This is a genomic window from Nonomuraea sp. NPDC049750 (assembly GCF_040659625.1).
Classification (GTDB): domain Bacteria; phylum Actinomycetota; class Actinomycetes; order Streptosporangiales; family Streptosporangiaceae; genus Nonomuraea.
The window spans coordinates 211,286-228,114 of the sequence record NZ_JBFANB010000012.1; the positions used below are offsets into that span (position 1 = coordinate 211,286).

Consider the following 16,829-nt stretch of genomic DNA (forward strand, 5'->3'; position numbering starts at 1 on the left):
AGATCAGCGCGTAGTCGACAACACCGGCGCCGATTCTCGCCGAGATTCTCCGGCTTTCAAGGCGGTCTTGAGGACGTCGATGGCCTGGGCCATGGCGGCGCTGGTGGCCTCGGTGGCGCGGACGGGGTTGAGCATCATGAAGTCGTGCAGCGTGCCGTTGTAGCGGACGCTGGAGGTGGGCACCCCGGCCGCGATCAGCTTGCGGGCGTAGGCCTCGCCCTCGTCACGCAGCACGTCGTTCTCGTCGACGATGATGAACGCGGGCGGCAGGCCCTCGAGGTCGGCCAGGGAGGCGCGCAGCGGCGAGGCGGTGATCTCGGCGCGCTGGGCGGCGTCGGTGGTGTAAGCGTCCCAGAACCAGGCCATCGCCTTGGCCGTCAGGTACGGCCCGTCGGCGAACTCGCGGTAGCTGTCGGTGTCCTGGCCGGCGTCGGTGACCGGGTAGTACAGGGACTGGTGCACGAAATGCACGTCACCGCGCTGCTTGGCCAGGATGGTCAGCGCCGCGGTCATGTTGCCTCCGACCGAGTCGCCCGCGACGGCCAGCCGGGAGGGGTCCAGCCCCTCCTTGGCGCCGAACTTCACGATCCACCGTGCGGTGGCGTAAGCCTGCTCGAGGGCCACCGGGTAGCGGGCCTCGGGCGAGCGGTCGTACTCGACGAAGACGACGGCCGCGCTCGCGCCGACGGCGAGCTCGCGCACGAGCCGGTCGTGGGTGCCCGCGTTGCCGATGACCCAGCCGCCGCCGTGCACGTACAGGACGACGGGGAGCGTGCCCATCGCGCCGACCGGCTTGACGATCCGCACCCGCACGTTGCCGACCCCGGCGGGGACGACGATCCACTTTTCGTCCACGTCCGGCTTGGCGATCGGGGCGGCCTGCAGGTCGTCGAGGACCTTGCGGGCGCCCTCGGGGCCGAGCTCGTACAGGAACGGCGGCTTCGAGGTGGCCTGCGCCACCTCCCAGGCGGCGGGCTCGAGGATGTGCTTGTTCATGATGTGCCTTCTTTCGCTATGGATCAGCTACGTGCTTCGCGCGGCACGTAGGCGAAGGTGGGACCGGCGCCGCCGGGCAGCGCCATCAGCGCCTGCGCCTGGGCCCTGAGCGTGAACATGGTGCGGGTGGCGTCCGTGAGCCGGTTCGGGTCGCCGTTGAATGCCTGCTCCAGCAGGGACAACAGGGTGCTGTAGGTGGTGTCGAACAGATCCTGCGCCGCCCGTACGGCACTGCCCTGCGCGGCGGGCCGCGGGTTGGGTGTCATCGGGAGCACGCCGTCCGGATCGACGCCGACCTCCTCGCCGGTCGGGCCGGTGTTCGGGGTGTCGCCTCGCTGGTAACGGCGGCCGAGCTTGAGCTCCTGGAAGCGGTAGTAGTGGGCGACCTCGTCCCGCTCGGGGCGGAGGACGTCCTGGTCACCGTCCCAGACCTCGCTGCGGGCGTTGCCTTCCCCCTGCTCGACGATCTCCTTCAGCGCGCCGAGCGCGGACTCCAGATCCTCGACGGCGAACAGCGATCCGGCAGTGTGACGGAAGCGGGCGCCGCTCACCTGCCGGACCGGGTCGCCGCAGAAGACCGCCTTCTCGCCGAGCGTGTCGCACAAGTAGCGCACCCCCTGCTCGATCGCCGCGTAGAACTGCCCGATCGTCTCGTAGCCCTCGTCCTCCGGCGGCGCGCTAGGTGCCGCCGGCTGCTCCAGGCGCAGGAACATCTCCAGCGCCTCCGCGCCGAACGGCACCAGCGACACCTCCAGATCGCTGTGCGGCAGCTTGCGCGGGTGCGGCGGCAGCATCCCCGGCATGTCCAGGCGCGGCGTGCCGCCGACGGCGTTGAGCAGGTTCGCCGCCAGCGCCAGATGCAGCATCTCCTCCACGAAGACGCCGCTCACCACCTCCACCGCCGCCGGGTTACGCTCCGGATCCAGCGAGTACAGCGCCGTCAGGTACGGCGGCAGCGTCGCGTGCTCCAGCTCGATCGCCCACTGCAGGTGCTCACGGAGGCTGCCGAGCGTGTCGATCCGAACCGGTCGTTCGTGGTTCATTCGTGTCATACCTCGGGTTGTTGGCATGGCGGATCGGACCGCCGGCCGGTAGGCCGGCTGCCTGGTTCGATCCTGGGATCAGGCAGCGATGACGGCAGCCGGTGCCGTCACGCTGCGGGTACTTCGCCGGGGTTCAGGACGGGCGTGGCGCGCGGCGGTCCTTGCGCTGGGCCGGCTCGGCCTCTTCCACCAGCGTGAACATCGGCTTGCCCGACTCGCACAGCATGGTGACCGTGTTCTCGCCCTCGAGGACGACGCCGAAGGCGGGACCCGGGTGGCGATGCGGCGGTGCGCCCGGGTCTCCGGGCGGGTACTCGATGACCACGGTCATCGCGTGCGCGCCCTCGGGGATGAACGGAGGCTGTGCCTCCTGCAGCACGGTCAGCGCCGTCTGCCACGCGGTCGATCGCGGCTTGTCCATCGCCCGGCCCTACTTCGCGGTGGACTGGTCGAGCCAGTCTTTGTAGGTGATGGTGCCGAGCTGCGCGTCCTCACCGGGCACCAGCGACCGCTCGCCGAGCACACTGCCGAAGTAGCGCGCCTGCGGGTCGGCGAGAACCTCGCGGGTGTCGCCCCAGGCGGCCAGCGCCTTGCGGAAGAACTCGTCCATCTTGTACTGGGTCGATCCGGCGATCTCGATCCGGCCGTTCAGCGGCGTCCCCACCGCGGTCCTGCCGACCGCCTGGGCCACGTCGTCGCCCGCGATCGGCTGGAACAGCACCGGCGCGATGTGCACCTTGCCGTCGACCGTGCTCTCGTCGGCGATGCCGCGGGCGAACTCGAAGAACTGGGTGGAGTGCACCAGCGAGAACGGGATGCCCGACTTCTCGATCAGCTTCTCCTGGGCGATCTTCGCCGCGAAGTAGCCGTTTTCCGGCATCCGCTCGGTCCCCACGATCGACACCGCCACGTGGTGGCCCACGCCCGCGGCCGCCTCGGCCGCCAGCAGGTTGCCGGTGGAGGTCTGGAAGAATTTCATGACGGCCTCGCGCTCGAACGAGGGCGAGTTCGACACGTCGATCACGACCTGGGCGCCCTTCAGCACCTCGGCCAGGCCCTCGCCGGTCAGCGTGTTGACGCCGGTGTTCGGCGACGCGGCCACGGCCTCGTGGCCGTGCTCGCCCAGCTTCTTCACCAGCTTCGACCCGATGAGCCCGGTCCCGCCGATCACCACGATTTTCATTGTGGGCACCCTTCTGGCTTTCGGGGCGCTGTGGTGCGCCCCCTGTCGTCAGCTAAGACAAGGCAGCCCCTCTCAGTTGTGACAGGCTGCCTCCTGTTCGAGGACGAGCCTGGTGAGCGCGACGCGCGAGCTGATCTCGAGCTTGGTTAAGGCGTGCCGCAGGTGGGTGTTGACCGTGTGCGGCGACAGGTAGAGCCGATCGGCGACCTGCTTGTTGGTGGCGCAGCCCGCGACGAGCCTGACGATGTGCAGCTCGGAGGCGGTCAGGCTGTCCCAGCCCGTGGTCGGCCTGCCGGACACCGCGCGCGAGCGGCGCTCGCCCAGCCGCCGTCAGCGGATCTGGCCTGGCCGCTCGCCCATCCGTGTAAGGAACTGCCGCCGGTCACGGCGACGGGCGTGGAGTAGAGCGGCTTGAATTCCGCCCCGTTGTAGTCGTGGTCAGTGGAGAGGATCTGGTATGCCCTTCAGCGCCAGCGCTGGAGTTTGTCGGGATTGAGGATGATCCATACCGCCGTGACCTCGGCTCCGGCCACGCTCACGCTGACCACCGCCACGGCCTTGCCCGCCCGCCGCAGGACGAGCCCCGTCCTGCCGTTCACCGACCCGATGGCCGGCTCGGTTTCTGGCTGGTCGATCAGCAACGCCGTGACGACCCGCGTGACCGCCTCCGCGCCGTAAGTCGGCCGTACGGCGACGCGCACCTTGCCGCCGCCATCGCTGATGACAATCGCGTCGGCGGCCAGGACTTCCCGCAGCGCCTCGGTATCGCCTGCCTGGCAGGCCGCGGCGAACCTGCGGGCCACCCGCTCGTGCCTGGCGAGCATCGCCTGGCCGTATCCGGCCTGGTGCGAGGTCGGACCGGGCACGGGCTGGGCCGGAGTCACCGGGCCGCCGGGCACGTGGTCGGGGTCGGCGAGGAGCTCCAGGCAGATGCTGCCCGCTGTCCGCGTCAGCGAGGCGCGTGGCACCGCGATGGCGGCGCGCTCCTCCTGGTCAAGGGCGTACCAGCGGCGATAGGTCTCCTGGACGACGTGGTCGGCCGTGGTGTCCGAGCCGAACATCCACAGGGCGATCTCGAGCAGGTGCTGCCGTTCGTCAAGCATCTCCGCCAGCGACTCGGGCCCGCCTCGGTCATGGTCTGCCGCCTCCTTCGTTGTTGGCAGATAAGACCGGATGGCCCCTTACGTTGTGACAAAGCGGCTACGAGACCGCTCGAAGGCCTCGATCTTGGCCGGGTTGAGGATCCACAACAGGTGGTGGATCCCCTCCCTGGAGGCCTCGATGGCGAGCAGGGCGACGCCGTTGCCGCCCCGGGTGACGAGCACGCCTGGCAGCCCGTTCATCTCAACCCACGTGATGGCGGTGCCCGGCCAGAACCGCGGTGAGAACGCGGCCACGAACCTGGCCACCCGCTCATTGCCCAGCACGGGGAACTTGGCCGATCCCCTGATGCCGTCGCCGTCGGAGGAGCTGACGACGTCGGCGGCGAAGAGCTCCTCCAAGGCGCCGACATTTCCCGTCTGGGCGGCGTCGAGGAACGTCTCCAGAATGCGCCGGTGCTGGAGCCTGTCGATGGGCTTGTGGCGTACGGCGGTCAGGCGCCTGCGGGCACGGCTCACGATCTGCCTGACATTGACCGGGGTGAGCCGCAGGATCTCCGCTATCTGCGGATAGGGGTAGTCGAAGGCCTCGCGCAGGACGTAAGCGGCGCGCTCGGTGGGATTGAGCCTCTCCATAAGCAGCAGGAAGGCCAGCTCCAGCGCTTCGCCGCGTTCGGCGCCGACAGTGGGGTCCAGACTGGTGTCCACGGGTTCCGGCAGCCAGGGGCCGATGTAGGACTCGCGCCGCACGCGCGCGGACCGGGCCAGGTTGATGGCCAGCCGGGTGGTGACCAGCGCGAGGAAGGCCGGCGGGTTCTCGACTGTCTCGCGGTCGGTGCCCTGCCAGCGCAGCCACACCTCCTGGACGATGTCCTCGGCCTCGGCCGCGCTGCCCAGCATCCGGTAGGCGATGCCGAACAGCCGCGGGCGCAGCTCGACGAAGGCGGACGCCGCTCGATCGAGAGCGTTCGCCTGTTCCGGGGATTCCGCGTTCATGTGCCCCACATCGATTCGCCCGTTGGCCTGGGCAGGGGTTCGTCAGCCTCGCGCGTGGGCGGCAGCGTCGAGGATGGTCGCTGTCACGGCGTCGGGCTGGGAGGCCGCGAGCGCGTGGGAGGCGCCGGCGACCTCGCGGGTGCCGCGAGAGTCCGCACGCTCGGCCATGAAGCGCAGTGCGGCGGCCGGGATGTTGAGGTCCTCGTCGCCGTGGACGAACCAGGACGGGATGGTGCGCCAGGGCGCCTCGTCGACGGCGAGCCCGTCGGACAGGGCGCGCTCGGTCACCGGCCGCTGGGTCGCGGCCATCAGCGCGGCCTCCTCGGTGTCGAGGTCGGCGCAGAACTGGCGGTGGAACTTCGCGGGGTCGATGCGGAGCTCGTTGCCGCCGGAGGCCACCGGGTAGGCCTGCAGCGCCTGGCCGAGCGTGCTGCCCTCGAACTTGCTCGACAGCAGCAGCGCGCTCTCGCCGGGCTCGGGAGCGAAGGCGGCGACGTAGACCAGGGCGCGCACGGCCGGGTTGCCCGCCGCCGCCTGGCTGATCACCATGCCGCCGTAGGAATGACCGGCCAGGACGACAGGGCCGCCGATGCCGTTGATCACGTCGCGCAGGTAGGCGGCGTCGCCCTCCACGCTGCGCAGCGGGTTGGCCACGGCGACCGTGGTGAGCTGGTTGCTGCGCACGCGCTGGATGACGCGGTTCCAGCTGGCCGACTCGGCGAAGGCGCCGTGGACGAGGAGGACGACGGGTTGGTTCATGGGATTGCCTTTCTGGTTGTTCACTCGTGGAAGCCGATCTCGCGGTGGGTGCCGTCGCACAGCGGTTTGTTGCCGGAGTGGCCGCAACGGCACAGCGTCATCCGGTTCCTGGTCTCCACGGGCCGGCCGTCCGACCGGGTAATGGGTATGCCGCCGGTCGCCCACAGCGCGCTGGCCAGGCCGTCCTCCTCCTCCAGCACCGAGATGGCGCGCGGGAGGTCGGCTTCGATCGTCTCTCCGCCGCGTTCGAGTGCGTAGCTGTAGGAGCCGGAGGGACAGTGATCGATGCGGCCCATGACGTCGGAGCGCACGTCGCTGTCGGCGGTGTCGTCGAGCATCTTGGCGATGGGCCTGGCGCGGCCGATGCAGAAGGCGGCGTGGACGCACAGCTCGCCCACCCGCTGCGCGGAGATGCCGACGCCGTCGTGCACGTGCTGCAGCTCCTGGTAGGGCCGCATCGGCGCGGCCTCGGTGCCGTCGAAGCCGATCGCGGCGTGGGTGCCGTCGCAGAACGGCTTAGCGCCCGAATGGCCGCAGCGGCACAGCGCATAGGTCTCCTCGGTCTCCAGCGGCTCGCCGGTCTTCCAGGTGAGCGCGTTCTTCTGCTCGGCGGAGACGATCTTCCGCTTGCGCCGCAGGGGGACGCGGCCGTACACGACGTACGGTCCGTTGCGGAGCACGACGATCCGCTGGTGGTCGCCCGCGCTCCAGCGGCGCAGCTCAGGCGGGACGTACTCGAAGGTGAGGCCGCCCCGCCGCATCAGCACCTGCGCCTGGGCCTTGAGCGCGTACATCTCCCCGGTAGCGACGGCGAGCATCCTCGGGCTGCCGTTGAAGGCCACCTCCAGCAGGTGCAGGATCGCGCAGTAGGTGTGGTTGAACTCCTCCTGCGCGGCGCGGTCCGCGGGGTTGGGCGTCATGGGGAACACCGCCGTGAGATCCACCGAAAGCTTCTCACCGGTGGGCCCGGACTCAGGGGTGTCCCCGCGCCGGTAGCGGCGGCCGAGCTTCAGCTCCATGAAGCGGTAGTAATGGGCGACCTCGTCCTGGTCACCGTCCCAGACCTCGCTGCGGGCGGTGCCCTCTCCCTGCTCGACGATCTCCTCAAGCGCGTCCAGCGCGGAGGCGAGGTCGGTGACGGCGACCAGCCTGCCGCCGGTATGGCGGAAGTGGCCGCCGCTCACCTGCCGGTCCGGGTCGCCGGAGAAGACCTCCTTCTCGCCGAGCGTGTCGCACAAGTAGCGCAACCCCTGCTCGATCGCCGCGTAGAACTGCCCGATGGACTCGTAGTTATCGTCTTCCGGCGGGGCTCCGGGCGGTGCGGGCTGTTCCAGGCGCAGGAACATCTCCAGCGCTTCCGGGCCGAACGGCACCAGCGACAGCTCGAGGTCGCCGTGGGGCAGCTTGCGGGGGTGAGGCGGCAGCATCTCGGGCGTGTCGAGCCGCGGGGCGCCGCCGACGGCGTTGAGCAGGTTCGCCGCCAGCGCCAGGTGCAGCATCTCCTCCACGAAGACGCTGCTCAGCACCTCGACGGCCGCCGGGTTGCGCTCCGGGTCGAGGGAGTACAGCGCGGTCAGGTACGGCGGCAGCGTCGCGTGCTCCAGCTCGATCGCCCACTGCAGGTGCTCGCGGAGGCTGTCGAGCGTGTCGATCCGTGGCTCAGGCAACGTCGCCACCCGGCCGCGAGCCGTCCTCCAGCACCACGACCGCGTCGCGCAGCACCCGCAGAGCGATCTCCTCGCGCTCGACGTCCGCCGGGTCGTACAGCCACTCGGTGACCGGCCGCTCCATCTCCTCCTCCGGGTGGCTGGCCTCGGCGATGATCAGCTCCTCCTCGATCTCGACGTGGAGCTCGTACAGGACCTCGTTCTCACCGTTCGGGGTGCACATGTCTCCTCCATGGGTTGTACGGCCGGCCTGCTGACCGCGTGGATCAGCCGGACGGCGATCTGGCCGGTGGCGAACAGGCGGGCGAAGCGCTCGCCCTGGCGGGCAGCGAGCGCGTAGGCGGGATCAGCCCGGTGGCGGCGGGCGACTACCGCGGCGACCTGGTCGGCGCGCCGCGACCACGACAGAGGCGCCCGGACGGGCTGGTCGAGCTGCTCGAAAACCTCGAACCCGGCGCCTTCGAGCAGCGCGCCGAGCTCCCGGCAGGTGGGAAAGTGGTTGCCGTCGGGGGCCTGGAGAACCTGCGGGGCGGCCGGCATCGGCTCGATCAGGATTGGCCGGACCCCGAACCGCTCGGCCGCCCAGGCCGCCGGCCCGCCGACTCCCGCGCCCACATCGAGCAGCCGCATCCCGTGCGCCAGCTCGCACGCCTCGGCCAGCCATGCCAGCGCCGCGGGGCTCGCGCTGGCACGGCAGGCAGCCGGTACGGCATGCCGCTTCCCGAGCAGCTCGACGGCGTCGGCGGTCCAGCCCGCGACATCGTCGAACTCGGCGACCATCGCCAACGCGGTCACAACAACTTCCCCCGTTCAGTGATGTGGCCTGATTGCCAGCTAAGACAGGACAGCCCCGGCACTTGTGACAAGATCCGGCTACTCGACGAGCTTTCCCACGGTCGAGACCTCGCGCATGAGCGCCGCGATCTCGGCGGGAATCGGCGGGATGCTCTCCCGGCGAGGGGTCGCCGACCGGCTCGGCCGCGACGACCAGCAGGAGCAGCCGGGTCTGCGCGGGCAGGCCGTCGATCCTGTCCAGGAAGCTCTGCTCGATCCGGCCAGGCAGCGTCTCGGCGTCCAGGAGGCCGAACCCGCCCGCCAGATCACGCGGCAGCTCCAGCAGGGCCAGCGGGTTTCCCCTGGTCTCGGCCGCGAACCGGTCGCGGACGTACTGATCGATCTGGACGTGCGTCACCGAGGTCAGCAGGGCGTGCGCGTCTTCCGCTGTCAGGCCTGTGACCTCGAGCTCCGGCAGTCCGAGCAGGTCCTGGGACCGCTTGCGAGAGCCGAAGACGAGGGCGACAGACTCCGCGAGGAGCCGCCGGGCGACGAAGGCGAGGACCTGCGCCGAGGCCCGGTCCATCCACTGCGCGTCGTCGACCACGCAGAGCAGGGGACCCTTCTCCGAGGCGTCAGACAGCAGGCTCAGTACGGCCAGGAAGCGTTCGGGCGGCGTTCCCCCTCGTATCCCGAAGACCGTCTCGAGGGCGTCGCGCTGCGGTGCCGGAAGGGCAGCTGTCACAAGCCTGGAGGCTGTCCGGTCTTAGCTGGCGACCGGGGGCAATCAGGTGGCCCGGCGGATGAAAGGGATCCCGATGAAGATCGGCGCCGCCGCACCCGCACTCCTGGTAGTGACGTGAGCCGTTATCAAGACGGCGACAACCGCGAGGACTCCCGGTCCGTTTCACGGCCACCATGCTGTGTGGCCCCGGCAAGCCGGTGCTCGTCCTGGTGGACGACGAAGAGCTCGCTCAATGCAAGTACCGCCGCGCTCCTCGCCCGTCCTGAGCACGGCCGAGCTATTGCGGCATGACCAAACCTGTGAACCCCTCCGGAAAGGAAGCCATGAGCAACACGTTGAATGGACTGGTCATCCTCGTCACTGGAGCGTCGTCGGGCATCGGCGAGGCCACTGCGCTGGCCCTCTCAGCGGAAGGGGCACGTGTCGCGGTCGGGGCCCGGCGTGCCGACCGGTTGGAGTCGCTGGCGCGCAAGGCGCCCGGTGAGGTGCTGGCCCTCGAACTGGACGTGACCGACCAAGAGTCGGTGCGGGCCGCGGTCGCGGCGACCGTCGAGCGCTTCGGCGCCCTGGACGTCCTGGTGAACAACGCCGGGGTGATGCTCAACGGCCCGATCGTGGGTGCGGACATCACGCAATGGACCCGCATGGTCGAGACCAACCTGCTCGGCTCGATGTACATGGTCCATGCGAGTCTGCCCCACCTGTTGGAGCGCAGGGGCACGATCGTGCAGGTCTCCTCGACCTCGGGCCGGATCGCGTCGGCCTACGCCGGTGTGTATGCCGCGACGAAGTTCGGCATCACCGCCTTCTCCGAGTCGCTGCGGCAGGAGGTCACCACCCGGGGTGTGCGTGTCGTGGCCATCGAGCCCGGCTTCGTCGCCACCGAGCTGACCGGCCACAACACGGACCCCACGATGCGGGCCGCCGCACAGAACATGGCCGCCTCCATGCGCACCCTGCAGCCCGAGGACATCGCCAACGCCGTCGTGTACGCGGTCACCCAGCCGGAGCACGTCGCGGTCAACGAGATCCTCATCCGCCCGACCGACCAGATCCAATAGGGGAGTGACACCGGCCCTCGGCGGTCTGCTCGGATTGCTCAGCGCGGGCGGTCGCCGTCGTCCGCGCGAGCGAGTGCTTCCCAGGCGATGGCGTCCGCCTCCTCCCACTCGGCCAGGGCTGTACGCATGCGCTGCTGGGCGGCGGAGGCGCGGATGGCTTCAACCTCAGCCGCGGGGATGGTCCCTCGACCGGCCTCATTGGCACGCAGTACGTGCCCGTGCCCCCCGCGCACGCAGGGACGGTCCATGGCCGCTCCCGTCGTCCCCCGCGAGGCGCTCCCAGCACCCGGCTGACCAGCGCAAAGACACCCCGCCGAGCACCGAAGGAGTGACCACACCGCCCTGGGCCCATGGAAGCCGACGCCCACCCAAGCGCCTCGGGCGTCCACGACACGCCGTACGGAAACACAAAACGGATGGTCAGGCGAAAACCACCGCCAAGCGGAGGCCCTCACCCGAGTCGGCTTGATGGCTGAGGCATCGAGGTCAACAGCCGGCTGGTGTCACAAATTCGAGGCGTCGCCGGTCTCCATGGGTATGAGTCAATCCCTGGAATCGAAGACCGGCGTTGACGGGCCAGTAACTGTGATCAAGAGCTACACCGTGCCGGCGGACGAAGCCGACTATTTCGTCGAGGTGTACCAGGAGAACGCCCGGATCATGTCGACCCAGCCCGGCTTCCTCCGCTCCCGCCTGCACAGGCCACTCGCCGACGCCCCTGAGGCGCGGTTCGTCCACATCGCCGAGTGGACCTCGGGCACCGCGCTCGACAAAGCCACCGGCAATCCCGAGTGGCATGCCTCGCTGCAGCGCATGTTCGACGATCCGGGCCTTCACATCACCTCAGAACCTGCCAGCTATCGCGTCGTTGTCGAACTTCACCCCTCCTGAAGAGACGAGCACAACCAACCGCCGCACGTTCTTGAGGCGCACGTCGGTCGCCGCCGCAGTTCCCACCGCCGCCTCGCTGCTCGGCGGTTCTCGGGCACCGCTGCCGCGACCGACTCGCCCGGCCTTCCGGACTACGCGCCGGTCCCTTCCGCGTCGGGCGGGCCCGTGCCCAACGCCGACGGCTACTTCGTGATCACAACGAGCAGTCCCGCTCCCGGTGCTCGTCGAGTGCGCGGAGCACGTCGGCGCAGGCCTGCGCGAAGCCGGCCAGCCGTTCGGGCCCCAGCACGTCGACGACCAGGGCGTGAACCATCTCGGTGTGCTCGGGGACTGCCTTGTTGATCGCCGTGTAGCCCTTGTCGGTGAGCCGCACGTCGGGGTAGCGGCGGTCGTTGGAGTCCACTCGCTCGACCAGCCCGCGTTGCGCCATCCGGGTGAGCTGGTGGGACAGGCGGCTCTTCTCCCACTGGGTCGCGGCGGCCACCGCCGCGACGGGCATCTCCCGCCGCTCCGACTCCGTGAGCCGGACCAGGACCTCGAAGTCGGCCGCGGACAGGTCGCACTCGCGCTGCAGGTGCTGCTGCAGGTGCGAGTTGAGGTGCTTGGCCATTTCGATGTACGTGCGCCACATCCGGTCGGCCTCGCCGAGCTCCTGTTCCCATCCCATGACCCCCACTCTACCCGTTGCTTGACGTATCAACCTGGGGCTGTATGGTGATCCGGTTGATACATCAACCTGAACACGTGAGGGGTTTGTCTCTGTGAGCGAGCAGCAGATCATCGCCGTGGTGGGCGCGACCGGAGCGCAAGGGGGCGGGCTGGTCCGCGCGATCCTCGACGACCGCAGTGGACGGTTCGCCGCGCGAGCCCTGACCCGGGACCCGGGTTCGGCGCGGGCCAGGGAGCTGGCCGCGCTCGGGGCCGAGGTCGTCGGGGCCGATCTCGACGACGCGGGCAGCCTGCGCAAGGCGTTCGACGGCGCCCACGGCGCCTTCGTGGTGACCAACTTCTGGGAGCCTCGCATGCCCGAGGAGGAGCGGGCGCGGCCCGCGACCATCAAGGAGCGGGAGCAGGCCGGCAACGCGGCGCGGGCGGGGCAGGAGACCGGCGTACGGCATTTCGTCTGGTCCACGCTGTCCGACACCCGCGGCTACTTCCGGCCGGGCGACGGGACGCCGAGCTTCGAGGGCTCGTACAAGGTGCCACACGCCGACGGCAAGGCCGAAGCCGACCGGTTCTTCCTGGAGTCGGGCGTGCCCACCACCTTCCTGCAGGCGAACGTCTACTACGAGGCGTTCCGGGACATGTTCGCGCCCCGGCGTGACGAGACGGGCGCGCTGGTGCTGCCGCTCGGGTTCGACGAGGCGCGGGTGGCCGCGCAAGCTGCGGAGGACGTCGGCAGGACCGCGCTGGGGATCTTCCGCCACGGGATCGGGATGGCCGGCAGGCGGGTGAGCGTCGCCGGGTCCGTGCTCACCGGCGAGCAGTACGCCGCCGCGCTGAGCCTGGCGCTCGGCGAGCCCGTCACCTACCAGGCGGTCAGCCCCGACATGATCCGGGCCGCGGGGTTCCCGGGCGCGGGCGAGGTCGGCAACATGCTCCAGTACCTGATCGCGGCCGCCCCGGACATCGCCGAGCTCATCGACTTCGAGCTGCTGCGCAAGCTCAACCCGAGGCTGCAGTCGTTCGACACGTGGCTGGCCGCCCACCGCGACACCATCCCGCGCTGACCGGCACCCGTCCCTCCCCGCGCGTGGTCGCCCCCGGGTAACGTCGCGGAGCCGTGTCACAAGATCGGGAGCTGCCCTGTCTGCAGGGACGAACCGGCGGCCGCCCCCCAAGCCCACGGCGGCCACGCCTCATCGCCCTGCTTCCCGGCACGGCGAACGCCACCCCGAGCAGCGGCGTCAACGCCACGGTCCGCTTCCAGAGGACAGGGGGTGACCAGGACTACATCCTGCGCGAGATCACGGTCGAGCCGGGCGGCAGCACCGGCTGGCACTACCACGACGGCGTCATCCGCATGGGAACGCTCAGCCACTTCGACTTCACCTGCGAGTCCGACGGCGTGTACCAGGCTGGGCAGACCATCATCGAGCACAGCGGCCAGCACCGGGGCGACAAGCCCGTCGTCATGGAAGTGCTGTACGTGATCCCGCACGGCGCGCCGCTCTCGGTGGACGCGCCGAACCCGGGGTGCGACTTCCAGGAGGAAACCATCCCGCACCAGCCCTGACGGAGTGACGCCGGGCCGACGGCCTTCGCCCACGCATTCGATGCCGGCAACTGCACACGTCGGTGGTTCTCGAGGTCGGGGCCACAAACACAGGTTGTCTTCACACGTGTTCCGTGCCGGCGTACGCGCGGGTTGTCACAGATTCGGGAGGCTCCCGGTCATTAGGTGGCAACTATTCCGTACCCAGGGAGATCCGTCATGGAAGCGCGTATCGACTACTTCGGCAACGCCCTCGCCGGCAAGGTCATGAAACACCTCAGCTCGACCGGCGCGGCGGTGCGGACGGCCCTCCCAGTCGCTACTCAGGAGCTGGTGAAGATCCGTGCCAGCCAGATCAACGGCTGCGGTTTCTGCACCGACATGCACACCAAGGACGCCCTCGCCGCGGGTGAGGAACAGCAGCGTCTGAACCTGGTGGCCGTGTGGCGCGAGGCCACGATCTTCACTGACGCGGAGCGCGCGGCGCTGGAGCTGACCGAGCAGGGCACGCGCATCGCGGACGGCGCGGGCGGCGTGTCGGACAAGGCATGGGCGAACGCCGCGAAGCACTACGACGATGACCAGCTCGCCGCTCTCATCTCGCTGATCGCCGTCATCAACGCCTACAACCGCATCAACGTCATCAACCGGCAGCCCGCCGGCGACTACACACCGGGCATGTTCGGCTGAGTCGGCCGCTCCGACCCGCCCGGACACATACCGTCCGTCCCACGGGCAACAGAAACCAGAGGCTCGCATGTCCGAACACCACACACTTGCGCCGCTCCGCCGGGTCCGCACCGACGTACTCGAAGTTGCCTACTACGAGACGGGCTCTGCGGCGAACGACACCGTGCTGCTCCTGCACGGTTTTCCCTACGACATCCACAGCTACGTGGCCGTGGCCCCGCTGCTCGCGGAGAGCGGGTTCCGGGTCGTCGTCCCCTATCTGCGGGGCCACGGGCCCACGAGGTTTCTTTCCGATTCGACTCCGCGCTCGGGTCAGCAGGCCGTCCTGGGCGTGGCCGACGGCAACTTTCCGGTCACGGACGGTTCTCCGACCGCCCATCACTTCACCGGCCTCCGGCTCCACCGCACAGTGGCGGGGGCCGGCCACAACCTTCCGCAGGAGCGTCCCGCGGCATTCGCTACGGCCGTTCGTGACGTGCGCGAACTGCGGCGGGAGAACGCCGGCCGCGAGCGCTTCGTCGGACGACGCCAGGACACACCATGACTCACTCCCCCGCCACAGACGGCGCCGCCTCCCTCCGCGTCAGCAGTGCCCGTGGCCGGTGGACCCTGCTGGCCACCGTGCTGGGGTCCAGTGCCGTACTGCTCGGATCGACCGTCACCAACGTTGCGCTGCCGCATATCGGCGACGACTTCGGAGCTGACCTCGCCGTCCTCCAGTGGACGGTGAACGCCTACATGCTGACCCTGGCGGGCCTCATCCTGCTGGGCGGGTCCCTGGGCGACCGTTTCGGGCGGCGGCGCATCTTCGTCGTGGGCATCGTGTGGTTCGCGGCGGCCTCCCTGCTGTGTGGCCTGGCTCCGGACGCCACCACGCTGATCGCTGCCCGGGCCCTGCAGGGCGTCGGCGGCGCACTGCTCACCCCCGGCTCACTGGCGATCATCGAGGCATCCTTTCACCCGGACGACCGGCCGCGCGCGATCGGCCTGTGGTCGGGCTTCGGCGGTATCGGCGCGGCCCTCGGGCCGTTCTTGGGCGGGTGGTTGGTGGACGGCCCCGGCTGGCGTTGGACCTTCCTGCTGAGCATCGTCCCGGCGCTGCTGTGTGTGCCCGTCGCGCTGCGCCATGTCCCCGAGTCCGTGGGCACGCCCCCGGACGCCATCTTCGCGGCCGGCGCGGAGGTCCGACGGCGGCTCGGTTTCGACGTACCCGGCGCCGTCCTGGGCGCCCTGGCGCTCGCTCTGGCCACCTACGCGCTGACCGAGGCGCGCCACGGCGGTCTGGTGGCCGTCATCGCGGCCGTCGGCGGCGTGGTGGCGGGTGCCACCTTCCTCGCTGTGGAACGGCGCAGCGTCGACCCGATGATTCCGCCGGCCATCTTCTCGTCCCGGCAGTTCTCCGCCGTCAACCTGATCACCCTGTGCGTCTACGCGGGCACGGGCGGGTTCTTTTTCCTGACCGCTCTGCAACTGCAGATCGTCGTCGGCTACTCGGCGCTGGCAGCGGGTGCGGCGATGCTGCCCAACACCTTGCTGATGCTGCTGTTCTCCTCCGGCTCCGGGGTGCTCGCCCAGCGTCTGGGGCCGCGGATCCCGCTCACCATCGGCCCGCTGGTGTGCGGGGCGGGCATGCTGATGATGCTGCGGGTCGGGCCGGGCGCGTCCTACCTGACCGACGTCCTCCCCGCCCTGCTGGTGATGGGAGCCGGCATGGTGGTCATGGTCGCTCCGCTGACCGTGACCCTGCTGTCCTCGGTGAGCGCCTCGAACGCCGGGCTGGCCAGCGGCATCAACAACGCTGCGGCCCGGGCGGCCGGGCTAGTGGCTGTGGCGGCACTGCCGCTACTGGTCGGGATGGGACCGGACGCCTACCGTTCGGACGCAGCCTTCGATACGTCGTTCAGCCGGGCCATGCCGCTGTGCGCGGGCCTGGTGGCCATCGGTGCGTCGATCGCCTTCGGCATGCTGCAGCGGACCGCCGCGGCCTCGCACCGGCCGCACGGTCGGACCCACAGCTGGCTGATGGAACCGCCGCTGGTGTCCCGCTTCGCCCATCACCAAACCATCGATTGAGACCCGGCGGGGGACTCCCGGCCGTCCACACCGGTGGATGCCCGCCGGTCCTGCCGTACACGAAAGGATCAAGACATGTCGTACCCGTACCCGGAGCAGAAGTACTGGGGTGAGGACGGTGAGGTCAGCGCCGTCTTCCGTCCGGCCACCGCACCACCGGACATCGGTGAGAGCGGTACCGGCAAGGACGCCCTCCACTATTTGGCGACCACCGGCACCACCCGGGGTGAGTTCGGGCTGTACCGGGTGGAGATGCGGCCCAGGGCGGGCGGCCCTAAGACGCACTTCCACAAGCGGATCTCGGAATCGTTCTACATCCTGGACGGCATGGTGCGCGTGTTCGACGGTGTGCTGTGGGTCGACGCCCGCAAGGGAGACTTCCTGCACGTGCCCCAGGGCGGGCTACACGCCTTCCGGAACGACTCCGACGCTCCGGCCGACATGCTGCTGCTGTTCACCCCGGGAGCCCCGCGCGAGGAGTACTTCGAGCAGGTGTCGCACCTGGCACACTCTTCGGAGGAGGAGCGTGCCACATTCTTCGACAAGCACGACTCGTACTTTGTGGAGTAGGAGCGGTTGGCGCCCAGCGCCGCGCCGCTGGAGATGAGGAATCCCCGTACCAGGCGCGATCAGTGG

22 protein-coding genes are annotated in these 16,829 nt (G+C 69.8%); 9 read left to right on the forward strand and 13 right to left on the reverse strand.

The window, feature by feature from the left end:
* Nucleotides 1-3: 3 nt before the first annotated feature.
* The 11 genes from AB0J16_RS29445 to AB0J16_RS29495 all read right to left on the reverse strand — a co-directional run bounded on the left by AB0J16_RS29445 (nucleotide 4) and on the right by AB0J16_RS29495 (nucleotide 8,539).
* On the reverse strand, nucleotides 4-996 hold the full coding sequence (locus tag AB0J16_RS29445; protein WP_358545138.1) for an alpha/beta hydrolase: 993 nt from the start codon (nucleotides 994-996) through the stop codon (nucleotides 4-6).
* 23 nt (nucleotides 997-1,019) lie between these two features.
* Nucleotides 1,020-2,039 (reverse strand): ferritin-like protein, encoded by a 1,020-nt coding sequence (locus tag AB0J16_RS29450; protein WP_358545140.1) that lies wholly within the window; start codon nucleotides 2,037-2,039, stop codon nucleotides 1,020-1,022.
* A gap of 133 nt (nucleotides 2,040-2,172) precedes the next feature.
* The gene (locus AB0J16_RS29455; protein ID WP_358545142.1) at nucleotides 2,173-2,460 is read right to left on the reverse strand and encodes a cupin domain-containing protein; all 288 of its coding nucleotides are present in this window, start codon (nucleotides 2,458-2,460) and stop codon (nucleotides 2,173-2,175) included.
* Between the two features lie 9 nt (nucleotides 2,461-2,469).
* Nucleotides 2,470-3,222: an SDR family oxidoreductase gene (locus tag AB0J16_RS29460; RefSeq protein ID WP_358545144.1), complete on the reverse strand. Its 753-nt coding sequence runs from the start codon at nucleotides 3,220-3,222 to the stop codon at nucleotides 2,470-2,472.
* A gap of 72 nt (nucleotides 3,223-3,294) precedes the next feature.
* The gene (locus tag AB0J16_RS29465; RefSeq protein WP_357940493.1) at nucleotides 3,295-3,522 is read right to left on the reverse strand and encodes a helix-turn-helix transcriptional regulator; all 228 of its coding nucleotides are present in this window, start codon (nucleotides 3,520-3,522) and stop codon (nucleotides 3,295-3,297) included.
* Between the two features lie 164 nt (nucleotides 3,523-3,686).
* Nucleotides 3,687-4,325, reverse strand: coding sequence for a hypothetical protein (locus tag AB0J16_RS29470; RefSeq protein WP_358545146.1), 639 nt, complete (start codon nucleotides 4,323-4,325; stop codon nucleotides 3,687-3,689).
* A gap of 78 nt (nucleotides 4,326-4,403) precedes the next feature.
* The gene (locus AB0J16_RS29475) at nucleotides 4,404-5,318 is read right to left on the reverse strand and encodes an RNA polymerase sigma-70 factor (RefSeq protein ID WP_358545147.1); all 915 of its coding nucleotides are present in this window, start codon (nucleotides 5,316-5,318) and stop codon (nucleotides 4,404-4,406) included.
* A gap of 42 nt (nucleotides 5,319-5,360) precedes the next feature.
* The gene (locus AB0J16_RS29480) at nucleotides 5,361-6,077 is read right to left on the reverse strand and encodes an alpha/beta hydrolase (protein ID WP_357940500.1); all 717 of its coding nucleotides are present in this window, start codon (nucleotides 6,075-6,077) and stop codon (nucleotides 5,361-5,363) included.
* 20 nt (nucleotides 6,078-6,097) lie between these two features.
* Nucleotides 6,098-7,744 (reverse strand): ferritin-like domain-containing protein, encoded by a 1,647-nt coding sequence (locus tag AB0J16_RS29485; protein ID WP_358545149.1) that lies wholly within the window; start codon nucleotides 7,742-7,744, stop codon nucleotides 6,098-6,100.
* On the reverse strand, nucleotides 7,737-7,967 hold the full coding sequence (locus AB0J16_RS29490) for a hypothetical protein (protein ID WP_358174929.1): 231 nt from the start codon (nucleotides 7,965-7,967) through the stop codon (nucleotides 7,737-7,739). Before AB0J16_RS29490 ends, AB0J16_RS29485 begins: the two co-directional genes overlap by 8 nt.
* Nucleotides 7,901-8,539, reverse strand: coding sequence for a hypothetical protein (locus AB0J16_RS29495; protein ID WP_358545151.1), 639 nt, complete (start codon nucleotides 8,537-8,539; stop codon nucleotides 7,901-7,903). Before AB0J16_RS29495 ends, AB0J16_RS29490 begins: the two co-directional genes overlap by 67 nt.
* 115 nt (nucleotides 8,540-8,654) lie before the next feature.
* On the opposite strand from AB0J16_RS29495, the gene AB0J16_RS29500 reads away from it, so the two are divergent.
* Together AB0J16_RS29500 and AB0J16_RS29505 are read left to right on the forward strand one after the other, a co-directional pair.
* Nucleotides 8,655-9,554, forward strand: coding sequence for a hypothetical protein (locus AB0J16_RS29500; protein ID WP_358545153.1), 900 nt, complete (start codon nucleotides 8,655-8,657; stop codon nucleotides 9,552-9,554).
* 32 nt (nucleotides 9,555-9,586) lie between these two features.
* A complete protein-coding gene (locus tag AB0J16_RS29505; protein ID WP_358545155.1) occupies nucleotides 9,587-10,324 on the forward strand; it encodes an SDR family NAD(P)-dependent oxidoreductase in 738 nt (245 codons plus the stop codon).
* Between the two features lie 38 nt (nucleotides 10,325-10,362).
* Here AB0J16_RS29505 and AB0J16_RS29510 read toward each other — a convergent pair whose 3' ends face one another.
* Nucleotides 10,363-10,572, reverse strand: coding sequence for a hypothetical protein (locus AB0J16_RS29510; RefSeq protein ID WP_358545157.1), 210 nt, complete (start codon nucleotides 10,570-10,572; stop codon nucleotides 10,363-10,365).
* 220 nt (nucleotides 10,573-10,792) lie between these two features.
* Here AB0J16_RS29510 and AB0J16_RS29515 point away from each other — a divergent pair, with 220 nt between their 5' ends.
* Nucleotides 10,793-11,215, forward strand: a complete 423-nt coding sequence (locus AB0J16_RS29515) for an antibiotic biosynthesis monooxygenase family protein (protein WP_225289055.1) — start codon at nucleotides 10,793-10,795, stop codon at nucleotides 11,213-11,215.
* Between the two features lie 193 nt (nucleotides 11,216-11,408).
* On the opposite strand, the gene AB0J16_RS29520 is transcribed toward AB0J16_RS29515, so the two are convergent.
* Nucleotides 11,409-11,882 (reverse strand): MarR family transcriptional regulator, encoded by a 474-nt coding sequence (locus tag AB0J16_RS29520; protein ID WP_358545159.1) that lies wholly within the window; start codon nucleotides 11,880-11,882, stop codon nucleotides 11,409-11,411.
* A 94-nt stretch (nucleotides 11,883-11,976) separates the two neighbouring features.
* Between AB0J16_RS29520 and AB0J16_RS29525 the strand changes: the two genes are divergently transcribed.
* From AB0J16_RS29525 to AB0J16_RS29550, 6 genes are all read left to right on the forward strand, one after another.
* Nucleotides 11,977-12,945 (forward strand): NmrA/HSCARG family protein, encoded by a 969-nt coding sequence (locus tag AB0J16_RS29525; protein WP_358545161.1) that lies wholly within the window; start codon nucleotides 11,977-11,979, stop codon nucleotides 12,943-12,945.
* 53 nt (nucleotides 12,946-12,998) lie between these two features.
* Entirely contained in the window at nucleotides 12,999-13,451 is a 453-nt protein-coding gene (locus AB0J16_RS29530) for a hypothetical protein (RefSeq protein WP_358545162.1), read from the forward strand.
* Nucleotides 13,452-13,649: 198 nt separating this feature from the next.
* Nucleotides 13,650-14,120: a carboxymuconolactone decarboxylase family protein gene (locus tag AB0J16_RS29535; RefSeq protein WP_358174934.1), complete on the forward strand. Its 471-nt coding sequence runs from the start codon at nucleotides 13,650-13,652 to the stop codon at nucleotides 14,118-14,120.
* 67 nt (nucleotides 14,121-14,187) lie between these two features.
* Complete coding sequence (locus tag AB0J16_RS29540; RefSeq protein ID WP_358545163.1) at nucleotides 14,188-14,664, forward strand: alpha/beta fold hydrolase; 477 nt, start codon at nucleotides 14,188-14,190, stop codon at nucleotides 14,662-14,664.
* Nucleotides 14,661-16,193, forward strand: a complete 1,533-nt coding sequence (locus AB0J16_RS29545; protein ID WP_358545165.1) for an MFS transporter — start codon at nucleotides 14,661-14,663, stop codon at nucleotides 16,191-16,193. The genes AB0J16_RS29540 and AB0J16_RS29545 overlap by 4 nt, the downstream gene beginning before the upstream one ends.
* A 75-nt stretch (nucleotides 16,194-16,268) precedes the next feature.
* Nucleotides 16,269-16,763, forward strand: coding sequence for a cupin domain-containing protein (locus AB0J16_RS29550; RefSeq protein ID WP_358545166.1), 495 nt, complete (start codon nucleotides 16,269-16,271; stop codon nucleotides 16,761-16,763).
* The last annotated feature ends 66 nt before the right edge of the window (nucleotides 16,764-16,829 follow it).